The organism is Pseudomonas sp. Pf153 (genome assembly GCF_001269775.1).
GTDB classification, from domain to species: Bacteria; Pseudomonadota; Gammaproteobacteria; order Pseudomonadales; family Pseudomonadaceae; genus Aquipseudomonas; species Aquipseudomonas uvaldensis.
Genome location: NZ_LHVL01000006.1, coordinates 105,816 through 125,109 on the forward strand (window position 1 = coordinate 105,816; position 19,294 = coordinate 125,109).

The window sequence follows — 19,294 nt, forward strand, 5'->3', positions numbered from 1 at the left end:
TTGTATTAATGAAATTTTCATCGGTTGCAGTGCGCGGCGTCGTTTCGGTGTTGCTGTTTACGTGCGTGCCCGTGGCCAATGCCGTGAGCCGGGATATAACAGCAATATTCAGGCCCGATGCTTCGAAGCCAAACCTGAATCAATTTACCAATACCACGCCGATCTCCGGCTATTGCACCTACTTCCCAGCGGATTGCGCCGCGACGAAGATTTTCAGCATTCAGTTGCCTATCACATTCAATTCGGTCAGCCCTATCCAGGCGAATCATACCGACTATCGGCAAGGGGCGACGTTCAAGGTGCCCGCCAATTGGCGTACCGCACAAGTGACTCATGTGGGAACGGGGGAAACCGAAACCGTTGAAGTACGCTTTTCAGGGGTCGGCTCGAGATATCGACTTCCAACGAACGTGCTGAATCTCATAGGTAATCCGGACATCAGTATCACCTTGGCACATAACCGGTTATGGGGTGGGTATGGGAATAGCTGGGTGAACCCCCCTTCACCTTGCGGATATTCCGGTCATGGAGGGTTGGATGCGACGACATACCGTTTTTTCTGGAAAACCCGGGTCGATGCCGCGTGCTCCAAAAAAGCCAGTTTTCTGATACCGAGCTTTACCTACGAATATCTGGATTTTGCCTACGAGTTGCGGACCCCAAACCCTTTGAAAATGTCGAGCGGCCTCTACACGGGGTCGTTGACCTACAACGTCGGACCGGGCCAGGACCTCGATATGGGGGACGTCATGATTCCTTCCGATCCGATACTCACCCTGGATTTCAAGCTGACTGTTGAGCACACCCTCAAGATCGAAGTCCCCCCCGGCGGCAATCGGGTCGACCTGGTGCCCCAGGAAGGTTGGCAAGCCTGGGTGAACAGCGGTCGCAAACCGACCCGGCTGTTTCGTGACCAACGCTTCCATATCTCGGCCTCCTCACGATTCAAGATGGGGCTCGAATGCCAATACGTCAGCGGCAATACCTGCGCGATCGCCGAAAACGACACTGGCCATGCCGTGCCGGTGGACATCAGCGTCAGCCTGCCCGACGGCCTGACCGACACCGCCGGGCAGCCGGTCAACCATCGTCGGCTACTGCTTGATGGCAGTGGCACCGAGATGTTTCAGCCGGGCTTTTACGTCGATCGTCGTTCGGGGACCCTGCACTTCGACGTTGCCCGCCCCCAGGTCGAAGCGATGTTGGACACTGGCGCCAAGGCTTATAGCGGCAATGTCACGGTGATCTGGGATTCGGAAGTTTAAAAAATCTATTCAGCGGATTTTGAATATGAGGTCATCGCATGAAAGGAACACGGGTATTAGCGAACTGTGTAGTTTCAACATTTTTGTTTGCCTGTCTGCCGGCGACTCATGCCTTGACCCGGGATATCACCGCGGTATTCAGGCCTGATCCCTCGAAACCCCAGGAAAATATATTCCTCAACACTACTCCGGTCAGCGGTTATTGCCAGCGATACCCGGAGCAATGCAGGGCGTCAGGGATGTTCAGCCTCATGCTGCCCATCGTCGTCAATTTGAGCAGGCCTATCCAGGCGAATCATGAAGATCCCCGGCAAGGCGCGATGTTTAACGTGCCCGCCAACTGGCGCCAGTTACAAGTCACCCATTCCGGTACGGGCGAAACCGAGACCCTTGAAGTGCGTTGGTCGGGTATTGGGGCGCAACAACGACTCCCTGACGGAGTCGGCAACCTGGTAGGTGGAGAGCCTAATTCCGCGGTGGCTCACAGGATGTTATGGGGCGGTGCGGCCTGGGACGAAGCCCCTTCACCCTGTCGATACAGCGGTCTTGGTTTTTACTCTGATGTGACCTACGACTTTTTCTGGAGGGCGCCGGTAGTCGGCGTGTGTGCCAAGACGGCACGTTATGCGATCCCCAGGATGAGTTACCACAGCATTGACTTTGCCTACGAGTTGCGCACGCCAAACCCGTTGAAAATGTCGGCCGGCCAGTACACGGGAACGCTGACCTACAGCATCGGGCCGGGTCAGGACCTCGACCTGGGTGATGTGATGGTCGCGGATGATTCGGCGCTCACACTCAACTTTACCCTTCAAGTTGATCATGCACTCAAGATTGAGGTGCCCCCCGGCGGGAACCGGGTGGAACTGGTTCCTCAGGAAGGATGGCAAGCCTGGCTGAACAGCGGACGCAAGCCGACGCGGTTGTTACGGGATCAGCGCTTCCATATCTCCACGTCCTCTCGTTTCAAGATGCTGCTTGAGTGCCAATACCCCAACGGCAATACCTGTGCGGTCTCGCAAGTCGGTTCCGGTCATGCGGTACCGGTGGATATCAGCGTGACCTTGCCTGAGGGGGTGACCGACGCCGCAGGGCAACCGGTCAATCGTCGCCGCTTGTTCCTTGACGGCAATGGCACCGAGTTGTTTCAACCGGGTATTTACATCGATCGCAGGTCGGGAACTCTGCACTTCGAAGTTGCACGCGCCAGCGTTGAGGAAATGCTGGATGGTCGCGCCGAATCCTATACCGGCAACGTCACGGTGATCTGGGATTCGGAAGTCTGAGCGGCCTGAGGGCCAATGATATTCAGTGAATTGCGTTTAATGCATGAGGTTATGAAGTGATGAAGCATCTATTGGCATGGGTTGGGTTTCTTCTGTTTTGCAGCCTGGCCCAGGCCGGGCCGCAGATTGGTGTCGGGGTGGTCTACGACTATCTCGACGGCGACAAAAGCACTTACATGAAGCGGGTATTCAACGGCGGAACGTCCACGGCATTCGTCAAGGTCAACATCCTGGAGATCGTCTACAACGAGGACGGCAGCTACCAGGAATTGCCCATCCAGAGTCAGCCCGACTCCACGGCCAAGGATGGCCTGATGGCCAGCCCGGCGCGCCTGATCGTGCCGGCCAATGGCATGCAGGGCACCCGGTTGCTGTTCATGGGCAACCGAGACAAGGAACGCTATTTCCGGGTGCGTTTCGTGCCGGTGGTGCCGGAGGCCGAGGATGAGTTTGCCGTCAGCGCCGAGGAGCGCGAAGCGTACAAGAAGGAGCGCGTGGCGGCGGGAGTCAAGGTCCTGGCGGGCTACGGCACGGTGTTTTTCGTAAGGCCCAAGGACACCCGCTTCGAGACCGTGATCGACGACAACGCCAATCGTTACCTGATGCGCAACAACGGCAACAGCGTCGTGGTGATCGATGAGTTCAAGGATTGCGACGCGCAGAAAGACAACGACTGCCGGCCGACGACCAAGCACCACATCATGGCAGGGCGCACGTTTTCGTTCGACAAGGAATCGGGGCGTGAATACCGCTTCACGCTGATCGAGGGCGACAAGAGCCAAGCCGTCGAGATCAAGGGTTGACGGTCTCCGTCGACGAACCGTCGCAGACGCCACAGGTAATCACTATGTTCAAGTCATTGCTACACCCTCTTGCGTTGACCGCCTTGATGCTGCCTTGGGTCTTGGCCTGGGGAGCGGTCGAGCGGGAAACCTTCGAGCTCCACGTGACCATTCCGACGATCGATTTTTACGTGCTGCCCCTCGACCCGCAGTTGGTACAACGTGAGCAACGCTTACCGTTCAGCTCTATCACCAGCGAGCTCAGCCCGCTGCGGGCGGTTTACGAGGTGAAGAACAGCAACGGTGCCATCGGTGCACGCCTGGGTGAAGAAGCCTACTTGTCCAATGGCCGTGACCGTATCGATTTGAGGGTGAAGTTCAACAATGTCGAGCTGACCCTGGACTCGACCCAGGTCGTGACGGCTCTGGAGGCCAGGCCTGGACGCCAGGTGCCGTTGGAAATCGCCGCGATCAAGCCCGGTGATGGATACAGGACGGGGGATTACTACGGCACGGTGCATATGGTCTTCGATGCTGTTGCGCCGTGAGCACCGTGGCTAAAACACCGGGCGAAATGAGGCCCCGTGGCGAGGCGTGTGTATTGCGTTTTATTACTCAGAAAGAGGTATCAAGCATGTTAAAGAAAATGATGGCCGCGACCTTGGTTGCTGCAGGCCTGAATCCTTCGTGGGTGCTGGCGGCTGATGATGCGCGTACATCCATCCATATCACGGCGAATGTTCCGAACAAGCAGTTCCATGTGCAGCCACGCAATCCAGATTTCGGCAGAGACGAGGTCATGCATTACAACCCCGCGAATAATTCCTTGAGCGCCGTACGCCAGACCTTCGACGTGAAGAATACCGACGGATCGGTCCATGCCTATATTCAAGAGGGCAGGGCCTATCTGGACAATGGCAGGGATCGTATTCCTCTGACCGTTAAGTTCAACGATGTATTCCTCAATGGCGTGCCTCAGGAAGTCGTCGATGATGCCTCCTCCACGCCAGGCACTCAGGCCGAAATGCTCATCCAATATAACGGCATATCGGTCGAACGTAATCCGGGCTTGTACACCGGCCAATTCACGGTGATTTACGATGCGGTCCCTCGGGTTACCCTCTGATTTTGGGTGAGGGATTTGGCGACATGTCGCACCATCCCGTTGGGCTGCATAATGAGTCTGCCGTCACTCACTGTCGTGCCATCAACGGCTTGCACTGGGTGTGACTGCCTGGTTGCAGATAGGCCGAGAGAAACGGCGCCATGCCTTTGAGCACCTGCACCGGCAGGGCCGAGGTGAACTTGAAGTTTTGCGCCGAGGCCCCTGGGACATAGGCGGTGAGGGTGCCGAAATGGCTGTCGCCAATGTAGAACACGAAGGTGGCGGTGCGGTTGATCGACTTGGAACTGATCACCCGTCCACCGGGACCGATGGCTTCGATGCGGTTGTCGCCGGTACCGGTCTTGCCGCCCATTTGTAATGGCGTGCCGTCCGCCAGTTTGAAACTTCCGGCCACCCGTTTCGCGGTACCGGCATCGACTACTTGGGACAACGCCCCGCGCAAGGCCCGCGCCACTTCGACGGGCATTACCCGCTTGCCGTTGTCCGGGTCGTTGATCAATTGCGTTTCATAGGGTGTGTTGGCGGCGAAATGCAGGCTGTCGATTCGCAGTGCCGGCTGCCGGACCCCGTCGTTGAGGATCGTGCCCACCAGCTCCGCCAGCGCCGCGGGGCGGTCGCCGGAACTGCCGATGGCGGTGGCCAGCGACGGTACGAGATGGTCGAACGGGTAACCGACTTTCTGCCAACGCTGGTGGATATCCAGGAACGCTTCGATCTCCAGCATGGTACGGATGCGGCTGTCCCGTGCGCTTTTGTGCCTGCTTTTGAACAGCCAGCTGTAGACCTCCTGGCGTTCGAACTGGCTGGCCTTGACGATTTCACTGAATTTGGCGTCGGGGTTGTTCAATAAATATCCCATCAACCACAGGTCCAGCGGATGGACTTTCGCGATGAAGCCCTGGTCCGGCAGGTCGTAAGCGCCCGGGCCGTAGCTCTGGTAGAGCCGCTCCAGACGTTCATCGGTGAGTTTTTCGACGCTTTTGGCCGATTTCAGATGCGAGCGCACGAAGCGGTTGAAGCTTTCCTGGCTGTCGTTGGGGAAGAAATAGCGGTGCACCGCGGCCAGACGGATTGCGGTGGGGTGCATGCTGTCGAGAAAGGTCTCGAGACGCTGGCTGGTGTCCTTCTTCTGGTACTTCTTCCAGAACTTGAGCAGGAACGAAGTGCCTTCGCGGTCGGCGAACTGGGCCAGGTATTCCTGGCGCCGCGGGTCCCTGTCGTCCTTGAGCAGTTCGGCGCTGTTGTTGGGGCCGGCGTAGGTGGCGTAGCGCACCAGATCGCGCATCAGGCGGATGAACGGCAGGTTGATCGATTCGCGCAGGGAGTCGCGCAGGGTAGGGTTGCGGCCGTTGTCTTCGTTGCGGAAGTTATGGAAGGTGTGCAGCCCACCACCGGTGAAGAACGCCTCGCCGGGGCTGGCGGAATAGGTGCGGTCCAGGGCCGCTTCAAGCATCTTCGGCAGACTGCGGTCGCTGTTCTGAATCAGGTAGTCGACGGCCCAGCGGGACAGGCGGTCCTGGTCAGCGATGTCGGCTTTCTTCAGCTCGGCCGGCGTTTGCTGGCCGTAGCGCTCATGCAATTCGGCGATGATTTGCAGGTAGGTGGTGAGCACCCTCAACTTGGCGGTGGAACCCAGTTCCAGCTTGCTGCCTTCGTTGATATCGAAGGGCTGGTCGGTGCTGTCGGTCTGTACCCGTACCCGCGAGCCGTCCGGGGTCAGTTCCAGCAGGGTGAAGCTGTAGCGTACCTGAGTGGTGCTGGTCGGGGTCAGCAGGCGTTCGCCCATCAGGCCGATCTCGGTCGCGAAAGTCGGGTCCGCCAGGCGCTTGAGGTACTCGGTAGCCTGGGCCTGCAAGTCGTTTTGCAATGTGCTGGTGGCCGACAGGTCCAGGCGGTCGAGATCGTACAGCGGGCGGTTGAGCAATGTGGCGAGGCGACTGCGAGCTGCGCTGATACCTTTATTGGTTTCGATGGGCTGGATCGTCGGGTCCAGGACCCAGTCACGATAACTGACCTTGCTCGCCAGGGCTGCATCGGCCAGGGCTCCATCGATCACACCGTTCTGTGCCAGCAGCCGGAGATGGCTATCGGTCAGGTTCGCCAGCTCGTCGCGGCCCTTGGACAGGTAATGGGAAGGGCGGCGCTGGGCGATCATCAGCGACAGCATCTCCCGCAGGGCCAGGCCTTTTTCAGCCAGGCTCCGTGGGTCGGTAGCGTCGTTGAACAGCCGTTCGTTGGCGCGTTTGAAGTCGGCGCCGTACCAGACCCGCAAGCCTTCAGCCATGCCGTGTACTTCACCATGACCCGGAACGGCGGAGAGCGGCACGCTGTTGAGGTAGTCGCGGATGATCCGTTGCCGCGCCTCGAGGGTTTGCGGGCCGGCCTGGTAGGCGCGCACGCTGGCGGACACCATCTGGCGGATTTTCTCCGCGCCGGAAACGGTGAGTCCATCGGGGGAATGGCGGTACTTTTCCAGCTGAGTCGCCAACGTACTGCCCCCGGCGGATTGCCCAGGCAGGCTCAACATCTTGGCCACTTGTGACCACGCCGCCATGCCGAAGCGCGGCCAGTCCACTGCCGGGTTGGCCTCGGGGTAGCGGGGATCGAGCAGGAAGCGGTTCTCGATGAACAGCAGGCTTTGTACCACCACCGGCGGGATGGCGTCGAAACTCGCATACAACTGTTGCGGGTACTTGAACTGATACAGCGGTGCTGCGCGGCAATCGGTGATGGTCAGGCCGGCCTGGATCTTTTCCGGGTAGGGGACGAACAGCCCTTTGTCGACATAGTCCATCAACGCCGGCGAAAACCGCGCCTGGGCCTGGATCACGTAATTGCGCTTGAGCAATCGCGGCAGGAACTCCCCCAGGGCGCTGTAGCCCAACCGCCGGTCGAACGGCCCGTCGCCGGGATAGACGATGGCATCGCTGGGGCCTGGCTGCACCGAATAGCTCAGGGATCCGGCGTACCGGCTCAGTTCACTGGCCTGGAACCTTGAAGTGCGCATCTCCTTGGCGGCCGCCAGGCCGACCACCACCGCGATAATCAGCAGCAACAACCAGAAAGCCCGCCAGCCATGCCGGGCACGGCGATTTTTTTGGGGTAAAGGCGCTTCTTCCATACGTTCAGTCGGGACCACAGGTTTACTCGAATCGGTTTGCCACAAAGCGCCCATAGTCACTGATCCACTCACGCAGATTGATCGGACTTGCTTGAAGCTTAGACGGTGGTTGGCGCGGGGGGAGGGGAAATTGTGGGTACGGTCTGTCATGACTTCCACTCGCCGCTCTTTGTGGCGAGCGGATAAATCCCCTCATCACAGATAAGTCCCTCACACAGATAAATCCCTCGTACAGATAGTCCCCATAACGGGTAGCGGTGTCCGGAAAGCCTCGTGCCAGAGCCATCACCCTATACCAAAACATGACGCTGTACCGTCACTGTGCAATACTCGGCGGCGTTTTCGAATGACCTGAATCTCAGATAACACCTCTCCAAAAGCTGATTCTGGCGGAGGCTTATCCCTGAAATTTCCAGGTTTTACAGTGAATCTCTCTATCCCTGGCTTTTTATACTGCACGACCCGCTGATCCTGAGGTTGTCGTTCCACAGGACGGTCTGCCCACAAGACAGACCCGGTTTCGGCAAGGCGGCAGGCTTACCGGTCTGCGGCTTTGGACACTCGGTGGCTAATCCAATAACAAAACGAGGTTGTATCCCTATGCCTGTCGGCAATCATCTGCCCCATGGCGAGACCGCTCAGGGTGGTCCGCTCAAACGTGAGCTCGGCGAGCGACACATCCGCCTGATGGCGCTTGGCGCCTGCATCGGTGTCGGGCTGTTCCTCGGTTCGGCCAAAGCCATCGAAATGGCCGGCCCGGCGATCATGCTGTCCTACATCATCGGCGGCCTGGCGATCCTGGTAATCATGCGCGCCCTCGGCGAGATGGCCGTGCACAATCCGGTGGCCGGTTCGTTCAGCCGTTATGCCCAGGACTATCTCGGCCCGCTGGCCGGTTTCCTGACCGGCTGGAACTACTGGTTCCTGTGGCTGGTGACCTGCGTGGCGGAGATCACCGCGGTGGCGGTGTACATGGGCGTCTGGTTTCCCGACGTGCCCCGCTGGATCTGGGCCTTGGCGGCACTGGTCAGCATGGGCTCGATCAACCTGATCGCGGTCAAGGCCTTCGGCGAATTCGAATTCTGGTTCGCCCTGATCAAGATCGTCACCATCATCGCCATGGTCATTGGCGGCGTGGGCATCATCGCCTTCGGGTTCGGTAACGATGGCGTGGCGTTGGGCATTTCCAACCTCTGGACCCATGGCGGTTTCATGCCCAACGGCGTGCAGGGCGTGTTGATGTCGCTGCAAATGGTGATGTTCGCCTACCTGGGCGTGGAGATGATCGGCCTGACCGCCGGTGAGGCGAAGAACCCGCAGAAAACCATCCCCGACGCCATCGGTTCGGTGTTCTGGCGGATTCTGCTGTTTTATGTCGGTGCGTTGTTCGTGATCCTGTCGATCTATCCGTGGAACGAGATCGGCACCCAGGGCAGCCCCTTCGTGATGACCTTCGAGCGCCTGGGCATCAAGACCGCCGCCGGCATCATCAACTTCGTGGTGATCACCGCCGCGCTGTCCTCCTGCAACGGCGGTATCTTCAGCACCGGGCGGATGCTCTACAGCCTGGCGCAGAACGGCCAGGCCCCGGCCGGTTTCGCCAAGACCTCGACCAACGGCGTCCCGCGTCGCGCGTTGCTGCTGTCCATCGCCGCATTGCTGTTGGGCGTGCTGCTCAACTATCTGGTGCCGGAAAAAGTCTTCGTCTGGGTGACCTCCATCGCCACCTTCGGCGCGATCTGGACCTGGGCGATGATCCTGCTGGCCCAGCTCAAGTTCCGCAAAGGGCTAAGCGCTTGCGAGCGTGCCGCGTTGAAATACCGCATGTGGCTGTACCCGGTCAGCTCGTACCTGGCGCTGGCATTCCTGGTGCTGGTGGTGGGGCTGATGGCGTACTTCCCGGATACGCGCGTGGCGCTGTATGTGGGGCCGGCGTTCCTGGTGGTGTTGACAGTGTTGTTTTATGGTTTGAAGTTGCAGCCGACGGGGGAGGGGCAGGAGGCGGTGAATTCGGCTTCTTAGGTCCAGCCTTGTGAAAGAGGGCCCCGGTCCGATGGTCGGGGCTTTTTCTTATGCACGGTGTCGTCCTTCCGACAAGGCTTTCCGGGGCCGGTTGTCTACTGTCAGAGCTGACAGTAGACCGTAGACTTGAATGGGGCTTAACGTCAGTCATCCATCCTGGCCCAAGGAAACTTCTATGGGATGTACAGACAGTTCAACGACATTCAAGTTTTCTGTTAAACCCCAAAAGAAATCATGGTGTGCAGCGTGCCTTGTGGCGTTTTCTGCGTTATCGACCGAATGCACAAGAGCGGCTGAGGGCGACGATTGGGTAACCGCTATTAATGCATCATATCCAACGCGCTGTGCCGAAGAAGATAATGTTTATGTGAAGCTGATGAGTCGTGATATCCAGAGGTTTCGGATTGAAGCGCTGCACCCTGGCTACATCGAATCGCTGGTGTCGGACCGCTCGGCACCTGATTTTTCGGATTGTTCATTTGACGGTAGCGGCAATGCCCAGGATCCGGTGTTCAGATTCACCCCCAAGCGAATGGTGTTGTGGGAGTCGAATGAACTTTTGGTGATGGGCAATACGCTGGAGCGATTCTGGCGGTCCAGCGTTGTGGATGTCAGTGTCAGCGGTGTTCACCGAAGCAATATTCATTTGATTCAGGTTTACCTCAAGGACGCTCGCCAATCTGAACATCCTCCCGAGGAGTTTCTGGTACTTTACCCAACGGATGGGTACTGGCGTCTCAAACCGCTCCCGGTGTCTCATTTGGGTTCCGGTGCCTATGGCAGTTCTTTTCTGGTAGGACCCATTAAAGAAACATCGCGACCTGTGGTCGACTTACTGAAAGTCCAGTTCAATCCCGCCAGCCGGACCTTTGAGCTGAACTACCAAGACGGTTCACATGGCAGCATGAAAATCGTCGAGATCAACCAACAGCGCGCCGTCTTGGACTATTCCCACAGCCGCCCATCGCCAGCCGATGCGCCAATCGTCGCCATTCGCTCGATGTATGTTGCTCCCGACAATGCGGACGCCTCGCAAGTTTTTTTTCACCGACGAGGCGAGCGCGGATTGGTCAGTGAGGATCTTATGGCGTTCGTTCGCTCGGAGGTGAAGGACATCCGGGTCGGACGCTCGACTCTTTCGAAACACAATGCCTCGGCGCCGGATATGTGGTTTGGTGGTTTCGAGTCGCGATGACCGTTCAATCAGCGTTGGGCACTTTCGTGCGGCAAGTGTGGAATGGCTGGGTAGCGCTCCGGCAGTTGCGCACTCGTCATGACTTCAAAGCTGGCCCCATTGTCAGTGCTGGAGTTGCCGCCGACGAATACCTGGTACGTGCCCATTTCAACGAACCGTAGAAGTTTATCGCCCAGTAATGCCAGATCATCCTGATCCAACAGAAATTTAACGGTCTTCGTTTCACCCGGAGCGAGTCGAACCTTGGAAAAACCGCGCAGTGTCCGAACCGGACGAGTGATGGTCGCAACATCTTGGCGTAAGTACAGCTGGACTGTTTCATCACCGGTTCGTTGGCCGCTGTTGTGGACTTCCACCTCGACGGTAAGCGTTTCATCGAAGGTCAACTGCCGCTGACTGAGCTTCGGCACTCCATAAGTGAACGTGGTGTAACTCAAACCGTAACCAAATGGGTAGAGGGGGGTCCATTCTTCGTCAAGGTACTTGGAGGTATAAACATTGGCCTTATCCGGTGGTCTCCCGGTGTTTTTATGCGCATGGTAAAGGGGGATCTGTCCGACCGTGCGCGGAAACGTGATAGGAAGCTTGCCACTGGGGTTAACGTCCCCAAACAACACATCGGCCACGGCATGCCCCATTTCGGATCCCAGGAACCAGGCCTCGAGGATGGCGGGCACCTGTTTGTCCACCGTCGGTATAGCCAGCGGGCGGCCGTTCATGAGGATGACGACTATCGGTTTGCCGGTACTGTGCAACTGGGCCACAAGCGCGTTCTGTGCGCCAGGCAGGTCGAGGGAGGCACGGCTACGCGCCTCCCCGCTCATGTCAGCCGTTTCACCGAGTACGGCAACCACTGCGTCGGCATCGTTGACGGCACGTCGCGCCTCGTCGATTCCGGAGGTATCGAGGCTTTCGGGAGAAGCACCAGAGGCGTAGACAACGTGGGTTCCGGGCGCTACGGCACGTTTTATTCCCTCCAGTACCGTAATCGATTCCTCGGCACGACCGGCGGCGGACCAGAAGCTTAGAGTGGATTGAGCGTCGTTCGCCAGGGCCCCGACCACGACGAGCTTGCGCAGATTCTTTGGCAGCGGGAGCAATGCACCTTCGTTTTTCAATAGCACGATGGATTTTTGTCCGGCTTCTCGTGCCAGGGCACGCGTTCGAGGCATCGATGTCAGAGCTTTCTCGCGGGTTGTATCGCTGTAACGATACGGGTCATCGAACAAGCCCAACCGCTGCTTGGTCTGAAGCACACGTCGCACCGCATCGTCGATAAGCGACTGCGGTAATTGGCCGCTACGCACCAGGGCAGGTAATTCGGTGGCATAGTCTGCGCTGGCCATGTTGATATCGATCGTGGCGTTAAAGGCCCGTCGAGTGGCCTCTTGAGTGGTGGAGGCCACGCCGTGCTGCATGAGTTCGCTGACGCCGTTGAAGTCGCTGATGATCGGTCCCTGGAATCCCCACTCGTCGCGTAATTTGTCCTTGAGTAACATTCGGTTGGCGTGCATCGGGGTGCTGTCTATTTCATTGAAGCCGGCCATGATCGTGTCTACGCCGGCTTCTACGGCGGCACGAAAGGGTGGCAGGTAGACTTCCTCCAAGGTTCGCTGGGACATCTCCGATATGTTGTAGTCACGGCCTCCTTCCGCAGCGCCGTAACCGACAAAGTGCTTTGCGGTAGACAGAATTGTCGAGGTGTCGGGAAAACCCTTGCCATGAAAACCACGCACTCGGGCGGCCGCCAATGTCGCGCCGAGAAAAGGGTCCTCGCCCGATCCTTCGATGACCCGTCCCCAGCGCGGATCCCGTGCGATATCAACCATTGGGGCGTAGGTCCAATGCAAGCCGCTGGCAGTTGCCTCAACGGCTGCAGCCCTGGCGGTTCGTTGTGACAGATCCGTATCCCAGGCCGACGCCTCAGCCAACGGTGTGGGAAACACCGTACGAAAGCCATGAATCACGTCGTGGGAGAACAAGAGTGGAATATGCAGGCGTGAACCCTGTATGGCTTCGCGTTGCAGCCTGCGGGTGACTTCGGCGCCATATACACCCAGCAGTGAGCCGACTTCAGCAATACCGATGGGTTTCTGACCTTTATTGTCCACGACTGGCCCTGTAGGGGTGACTAGCATGCCCAACTGCGTCAACTGTCCAGCCTTTTCCTCGAGAGTCATTTGGCTGATCAGTCGTTCGATAAAAGCGGCATCTTCCTGCTGTTTCCCGGATTGCTCGCCAGCTCGAGCCGTGGAGTGAAACCAGCAAACGGCGATCAATGTACCCAGCATCGCTGCTGTGGTAACGCGCACAAAGTTCATTGCATCAAGCCTTCGATACCGACGTTGAGCGGTGTGGGGCGGGCTGTGCCAAGGCGCCTGGTACTGGGTTGAAAGGGTGGTATTGATAAAGCCAGGATTCGGAGAGCGTCATTTCTCCCTGGCGCAGATACAGGCGCATTTCGACAGGCTCATTCCCCTCGGCGGTCAAATCGAATTGAGCACGCCAGTGGCCCGCGACGTCATTGGGTACAGGCTCGGTAAACACATTCGAAAACGTGCCCCTGGACGACCAGAGCACGGCCTCGGGTCGCACGCCGAAGGCGAGCTTCTCCAGAGGCGCGCCGGTGAATTCCACAACGAATTTACGTACACCCTTGGGACGTGGCTGGCCCGGAAGGCCTCCGTTCCCAAGGCGGGTCGCTACGCAGCGCGCCAGATCCGTGGGGTAAGGCTCGTCGCTGAGCCAGTGCAACCGATATTTCAGACGGTACTGCTGACCTGCCTCGGCAGGTTCCTTGGGCACCCACATCGCGACGATGTTGTCATGTATTTCATCGTCGGTCGGGATTTCCACCAGTTGAACACTGCCTTCGCCCCAGTTTTCCAAAGGCTCGACCCATACGCTGGGGCGGCGCTGATAATTGACTCCGTCCAGGTAGTGGTCGAAGGATCTATCCCGTTGAAGCAGTCCGAAACCTCGTGGGTTGTTGTCTGAGAATGCCGAGGCCATGGTTCGCGCGGGATTGTTGAGCGGCCGCCAGATGCGCTCACCTGTTCCTGTCCACAGGGCTAATCCATCGGAATCATGAACCTCCGGGCGCCAGTCGATAGCCGTACGCTTGGCTGTTTCATCGAACCAATGCATGGACGTCAGCGGGGCGATACCGAAGCGGTCAACGCCTTGGCGTAGAAACAATGCGGCCTCGATATCCATCACCACTCCCTTGGTGCGGTTGACCACAAAGCGATAAGCACCGCACAAGCTGCGACCGTCGAGCAACGCATACAGCGTCATGGTTGGCTGTCGGTTATCAATTGGTGTCTCGAACCAGAAGTGGGTGAAGTCCGGAAACTCTTCAGCCTTGTCCGCCTGGGCCACGTCTAGCGCTATACCCCGCGCTGAAATGCCGTACTGGTACTGTTCGCCAATGGCTCGAAAATAGGAGGCGCCTAAAAAAGCTACCCAGTCATTTTGCTTCCAATCGAGTTTCTTCTGATCCTCCAGGCGGTTTTCCTGCAGGCGAAACCCGGCAAAGCCGCTGTCGGGTGCGAGTGCCTGGGCCGGGCTGTCGGCAGGCATGGTGAACAGTGTCTTGTCGTAAATGATCGGATGGGCGATGCCTTTGGTGATGACATGCATCTTGACCGGGACGCGAAAGAATTTGCCCATATGGAAGAATGTGATGGGGTATTTGCCTGGGCCGTTGGAGAAAAGGGCACGAGTGGGGTCGAACCGGATATGGCCCAAGGCTTCGTAGTCGATTTTCGATAGAGAGGCATCAGTCGGTGTAGTGGGGCGCACGTACGGCTTCAATGCCGTCTCTTCGGCAAGCGAGACCAGGGTGTCGAACGTTAAGCGAACGCCCTCGTTGGATGTTGCAGCATCGGCCACAACCGCTGCAGGAACGTTCAACGAGGCGAGTGCCGCGTAAAGCGATGCAAAACTGACCAGTTCCCGCCGATTCAACATAACGACCGCCCTGAATAGTGAACAATCTGCCAGGGATGTTCAATCGACGGGGAGTTGTCGTCTACTGTCAGACTTGACAGGTGCTGACAGTCTTTTGAGGTTCAGTCACCTTCCATGATAGGGCAGCTGGGCGCTCTGGCTAATGGTCGAGAGACTTGAGTGTGAGTGCGTGCTCAAGCCAAGTTCATCAATTCGATGGGGGTGGAAAACGCGCTGTGGCGCGACAAAACGCTGGACGACTGTTGATGAGCGCAACGAGGGAGTTTACCTGGCTGAGGGATCTAATCTGTGGCGAGGGAGCCTTGCTGCAAAATGATCCTCGTCCAGGCTCACCCCGCCAATTTCATCTGTCGAATCGGCAACTCCACACGGAACGTCGTCCCCACGCCCACTTCGCTGCGCACGGTGATCTCGCCGTTATGCTTCTTCACGATCCCATAAGACAGCGAAAGCCCAAGCCCCGTCCCTTGGCCGATGGGCTTGGTGGTGAAGAACGGGTCGAAGATCTTTTGCAGCGTTTCCGGCGGTATGCCCGAGCCGGTGTCGGCCACTTCGATCCACACCTTGTCACCTTCCACGCCATTGCGCAGGGTAATGGTGCCGCGCTCCGGGCCGATGGCCTGGGCGGCATTGACGATCAGGTTCATGATTACCTGGTTGATCTGCGAGGGCAGGCATTCGACTTCCGGCAATGGCGAGTATTCCTTGATCACGTCGGCCTTGTACTTGATCTCGTTGGCGACGATGTTCAGGGTCGAATCCATGCCCTGTTGCAAATTCGCCATCTGCCATTCCTGATTGGAGTCGACGCGGGAGAAGTCCTTCAAGTCCTTCACGATCTGCCCGACCCGGGCGATGCCGTCCTTGGATTCCTTGATCAGCACGGGAATGTCCTCGACCAGGAAGTCCAGTTCGACCTGTTCGCGCAGCTTCGTCAGGCGCACCACCGTTTCCGGCGAGGCGATGGCTTCTTCGGCACTGCCGTAAGCCTCGAGCATTTCTCCCAGTTTTCCGAAATAGCCGTCCAGCGCCCCCAGGTTGGAAGAAATGAAACCGATCGGGTTATTGATTTCATGGGCGACCCCGGCTGCCAGCTGGCCCAGGGAGGCGAGTTTTTCCGATTGCACCAACTGGGTTTCCAACATCTTGCGTTCGTCGATTTCCATCTGCAGCAGGGAGCTGGCCTGCTTGAACGCCTGGGTCCGTTGTTCCACCAGCTCTTCGAGCTTGTTCATCTTCAGCTGGGCGCGGAAGGTCATTTCCCATTTGGTGGTCAGGGTATTGGCCATTTGCTGGACTTCGATGTTGTCGAAGGGCTTCTTCAGAATCAGCAGCCGGTCATGACCCTTCAAGCGGTCCAGCAATTCATCCCAGGAATAATCCGAATAGGCGGTGCAGACCACTACCTGTAATTGCGGATCGCGCTTCCAGAGTTCTTCGATGGTCCGGGCGCCGTCCCAGCCTTCGGGCATGCGCATGTCGACGAAGGCCAGGGCATAAGGACGGTCCTTGTCGAGCGCTTCAAGCAGTTTGCTCAGGCCTTCCTGGCCGCCATAGGCCGAGTCGAGCTCGAATACCGGCCCGGAAGGCTTCGGTGCCTCGCCGAACAGGGCGCTTTCCATGTCTTGCAGGTCTGTATTGCTATCCTCCTCCGGGGTGAGGATCTTGCGGAAATCATCATGGATGGCAGGTGTATCGTCGATCAGCAGGATGCGCCGATTGCTCAGGTTGTTCATGGCTCACCTTCCGCGAGTTTCAGCGGCACTTGCAGCACGAACGTTGCCCCCGTGCCCGGCCCGTCACTGTGAGCGGTGAGGTGGCCGTTCATTTCAATGGCGGCCAATGCGCAGCTGTGCAGGCCGAACCCATGGCCTTCCTTGCGAGTGGTAAAACCATGGGCGAAGATGCGGGTCATGTTTTCCGCCGGGATGCCTTCACCTTCGTCCTTGACGCTGATCTGCAGGGTCTCGCTATCTACGACCGCGGCGCTGAGGGTCATGTTCCGTGCATGATTGGACACGCCGGCCATGGCGTATTTGGCGTTGCTGATCAGGTTGATCAGGATCAGCAGCAGGCGGTGCTTGTCGCCCATGATCCTGGGAATGTCGCCGTATTCCTTGATCACCGTCACATGGTGACGGGTCAGGGCGCCGGAGTTCATGCGCAGGGCGTCCTCGAGCAGTTCGCTGACCGTCAGCGGCTCCATCAGCGAGTTGGCGCCGGCATAGGATTGCTGCGTGGAGACGATGTCCTTGATGTGATCCACGCTTTTGCTCAACTGCGCCAGCTCGTCGATCAGGCCCTGTTGCTCGACTGCCATGGCTTCCACCAGTTGATTGAGGTATCCGGGCAGCAGCTTGCCTTTTTCGTCCTCGGTGAGGAAACGCCCCAGGTCGCTGGTGTGTTCGTTGATCAATTGCATCGCCTTGCCCAACCCCTGGCTTTTGCTGCTGCGCAGTTTACGACTGACCAGGTCGGCGGAGATGTTCACGCTGTTGAGTACGTTGCCGACGTTGTGCAACACATTGGTCGCGATTTCCGCCATACCGGCCTGGCGGGCGGTATCCATCAATTCGCTCTGGGTATCCTTGAGCTGGCGGGTGCGCTCTTCGACTCGTTGCTCCAGTTCATCGTTGGCAGTCTGCAGGGCGTTGTTGACCCGCTTGATCTCGGCGAAGCTACGCACCAGCCGGATCGCCAGCCAGATCAACAACAGCGCCAGGAGAGTGGCGAATACCAACAGGTAAATGTGGTTGCGTTGGTATTTGCTGGCCGCTATTTCCTGATCTTTCTCCAACAGGTTGGTGATGGTATCCAGGTGATCCGACACGGGGACTGCCTCGATGGCTGCCAGCAAGTCGTTGACCTGCGGTTGTTCGCGCAGGATCAGAGCGATGTGCCGGCTGAGGATGTTGATAGGACCGTGAAGTCCCAATGGCAAGCGCTCCCTGTTGACATCGAGCCGGTTCAGGCCCAAGAGCACTTCCGCCGCTGTTTCGCGAGTGGTGAGCTGGGAGAACTCCATGCTGCTGAGCAGCAGGTCGTAAGTGTCGATGGCGACGCTTTGCAATTGCAGTTTGTCGTCGTCGGACAGTCGTGCGAACTCAGCCTGGATATCGTCCTCGGCGGTCGGCAGGAACGCCAGGGAGTTACGCAGCACTGCATTGTGGGATTTGAATTGCTCCACCAGTCGGGTCTTTTCCTTGACCGCCTTGAGGTATTCATCGCGCCGGGCCTCCCACAACGTTGGCGCGTGGCGACCCGGCTCCGATTCAATGGCATCGAGTCGCTGCCACAGGCGCGCCATTTCATGCAGGGGGGAAACCAGCGGATCGTAGTTGTGGCTCAGGGCGATCCGCGACTTGAGCACTTCGTTGTCCCAGATGGCGTCCTGCTGTTTGAGCAGGCGGATCAGGTCCCGGGATTCAATGTACGAGGCGGCCTGCTGCTGGCTGGAGTTGACGTACATGAACAACAGGACCGAGGCGAGCAGGAGGCCGACGAGCAGCAGGCCGAAGCGACGAAGGGCGCTCATAATGGCTTGCCCTCCCATTCGCCAGTGAGGGTCTTGAGGAATTCGACGATCAGCTCGGTATCGTTCTTCAGGGGCTCACGCCCCAACTGGTACCTGAACATCACCTCCACCGCGCGCTCCAGGGTCGGCGCCGACCCGCCATGGAAATACGGTGCGGTGAGGGCCACGTTGCGCAGGCTCGGCACCTTGAAGACCTGGCGGTCGGCCTCATCGCCCGTAACGTTGAAACGGCCTTCGTCGGCCCGGGTCGGGTTGCCCCGGTCGCCAATGTAGTCGCCCATGACGCCGAATTTCTGAAACATGTTGCCGCCGATGTTCACGCCCTGGTGGCAAGCGATACAGCCGTACTCCTTGAAACGCTGGTAACCGAATTTTTCCCGGGGCGTCAGGATGTCGGTGTTACCCAGCAGGTATTGGTCGAAGCGCGAGTTGGGCGTCAGCAGGGTACGTTCGAAATCGGCCAGGGCGCCCTGGATATTGGGCTTGGTGACCCCGTCGGGGTAGGCGGCGGAGAAGTCCTTGGCATAACCCGGATCATCGGCGATGCGCTTGACCACGGTTTCCCAAGTGCTGCCCATCTCCGTGGGGCTGGTGACGACCACGTGCACTTGTTCTTCCAGGGTGTCGGCGCGGCCATCCCAGAACTGGTGGAAGTTCAGGCTGGCATTGAATACGGTAGGCGTGTTGACTTCGACCGGCTTGCCATCGAAGCCCAGGGAAAAGGCTTTGTCGTCGGCACCGCCCTTGTCCAGGCGATGGCAACTGGCGCAGGACAGGGTGTTATTGACCGACAGCCGTGGGTCGAAAAACAGCCGCTGGCCCAACTGGACACGCTTGGGGTCCAGGGCCGGAACGGCTGGCAGCGGTTTGAGGGGTTCGTCCAGTGGCGCGGCGTGAGCGGTCACGCTTAACCCGATGAACAGGCCTAGAGCCAATAACAGTCCTGATGACGCCATTGGATGCTTCCTTGAATCTTTTGGTTGATAGGGC

The 19,294-nt window shown here is 58.4% G+C and carries 13 protein-coding genes; 7 read left to right on the plus strand and 6 right to left on the minus strand.

Translation table 11 applies throughout. The features are described 5' to 3' along the window. Positions 1-8 precede the first annotated feature (8 nt). From AD666_RS01385 to AD666_RS01405, 5 genes are all read left to right on the plus strand, one after another. On the plus strand, positions 9-1,265 hold the full coding sequence (locus AD666_RS01385) for a hypothetical protein (RefSeq protein WP_053146800.1): 1,257 nt from the start codon (positions 9-11) through the stop codon (positions 1,263-1,265). 38 nt (positions 1,266-1,303) lie between these two features. Next, positions 1,304-2,551: a hypothetical protein gene (locus tag AD666_RS01390; protein ID WP_053146802.1), complete on the plus strand. Its 1,248-nt coding sequence runs from the start codon at positions 1,304-1,306 to the stop codon at positions 2,549-2,551. A gap of 59 nt (positions 2,552-2,610) precedes the next feature. Beyond that, positions 2,611-3,354 carry a pilus assembly protein gene (locus AD666_RS01395; protein WP_053146804.1) on the plus strand — a complete coding sequence of 248 codons (744 nt, stop codon included), beginning with the start codon at positions 2,611-2,613 and terminating at the stop codon, positions 3,352-3,354. A gap of 44 nt (positions 3,355-3,398) precedes the next feature. After that, the gene (locus AD666_RS01400) at positions 3,399-3,881 is read left to right on the plus strand and encodes a CS1 type fimbrial major subunit (protein ID WP_053146805.1); all 483 of its coding nucleotides are present in this window, start codon (positions 3,399-3,401) and stop codon (positions 3,879-3,881) included. An 86-nt stretch (positions 3,882-3,967) separates the two neighbouring features. Then, a complete protein-coding gene (locus tag AD666_RS01405) occupies positions 3,968-4,459 on the plus strand; it encodes a CS1 type fimbrial major subunit (protein ID WP_053146807.1) in 492 nt (163 codons plus the stop codon). 67 nt (positions 4,460-4,526) lie between these two features. Here the strand turns inward: AD666_RS01405 and AD666_RS01410 are convergent, their stop codons facing one another. Next, positions 4,527-7,634, minus strand: a complete 3,108-nt coding sequence (locus AD666_RS01410; RefSeq protein ID WP_053146810.1) for a transglycosylase domain-containing protein — start codon at positions 7,632-7,634, stop codon at positions 4,527-4,529. A 546-nt stretch (positions 7,635-8,180) separates the two neighbouring features. On the opposite strand from AD666_RS01410, the gene AD666_RS01415 reads away from it, so the two are divergent. Beyond that, positions 8,181-9,602 carry an amino acid permease gene (locus tag AD666_RS01415; RefSeq protein WP_053146812.1) on the plus strand — a complete coding sequence of 474 codons (1,422 nt, stop codon included), beginning with the start codon at positions 8,181-8,183 and terminating at the stop codon, positions 9,600-9,602. Positions 9,603-9,777: 175 nt separating this feature from the next. Beyond that, positions 9,778-10,797: a hypothetical protein gene (locus AD666_RS01420; protein ID WP_156315903.1), complete on the plus strand. Its 1,020-nt coding sequence runs from the start codon at positions 9,778-9,780 to the stop codon at positions 10,795-10,797. Positions 10,798-10,805: 8 nt separating this feature from the next. Here the strand turns inward: AD666_RS01420 and bglX are convergent, their stop codons facing one another. The 5 genes from bglX to AD666_RS01445 form a co-directional block, all read right to left on the minus strand. Further along, entirely contained in the window at positions 10,806-13,118 is a 2,313-nt protein-coding gene (gene bglX / locus AD666_RS01425; protein WP_053146816.1) for a beta-glucosidase BglX, read from the minus strand. 4 nt (positions 13,119-13,122) lie between these two features. Beyond that, the gene (locus AD666_RS01430) at positions 13,123-14,769 is read right to left on the minus strand and encodes a glucan biosynthesis protein (RefSeq protein WP_082339630.1); all 1,647 of its coding nucleotides are present in this window, start codon (positions 14,767-14,769) and stop codon (positions 13,123-13,125) included. Positions 14,770-15,098: 329 nt separating this feature from the next. Continuing rightward, positions 15,099-16,505, minus strand: coding sequence for an ATP-binding protein (locus tag AD666_RS01435; RefSeq protein ID WP_053146818.1), 1,407 nt, complete (start codon positions 16,503-16,505; stop codon positions 15,099-15,101). After that, positions 16,502-18,304, minus strand: a complete 1,803-nt coding sequence (locus tag AD666_RS01440; RefSeq protein WP_053146820.1) for a DAHL domain-containing protein — start codon at positions 18,302-18,304, stop codon at positions 16,502-16,504. The genes AD666_RS01435 and AD666_RS01440 overlap by 4 nt, the downstream gene beginning before the upstream one ends. Next, positions 18,301-19,260: a cytochrome-c peroxidase gene (locus tag AD666_RS01445; RefSeq protein WP_053146828.1), complete on the minus strand. Its 960-nt coding sequence runs from the start codon at positions 19,258-19,260 to the stop codon at positions 18,301-18,303. Before AD666_RS01445 ends, AD666_RS01440 begins: the two co-directional genes overlap by 4 nt. Positions 19,261-19,294 lie beyond the last annotated feature (34 nt).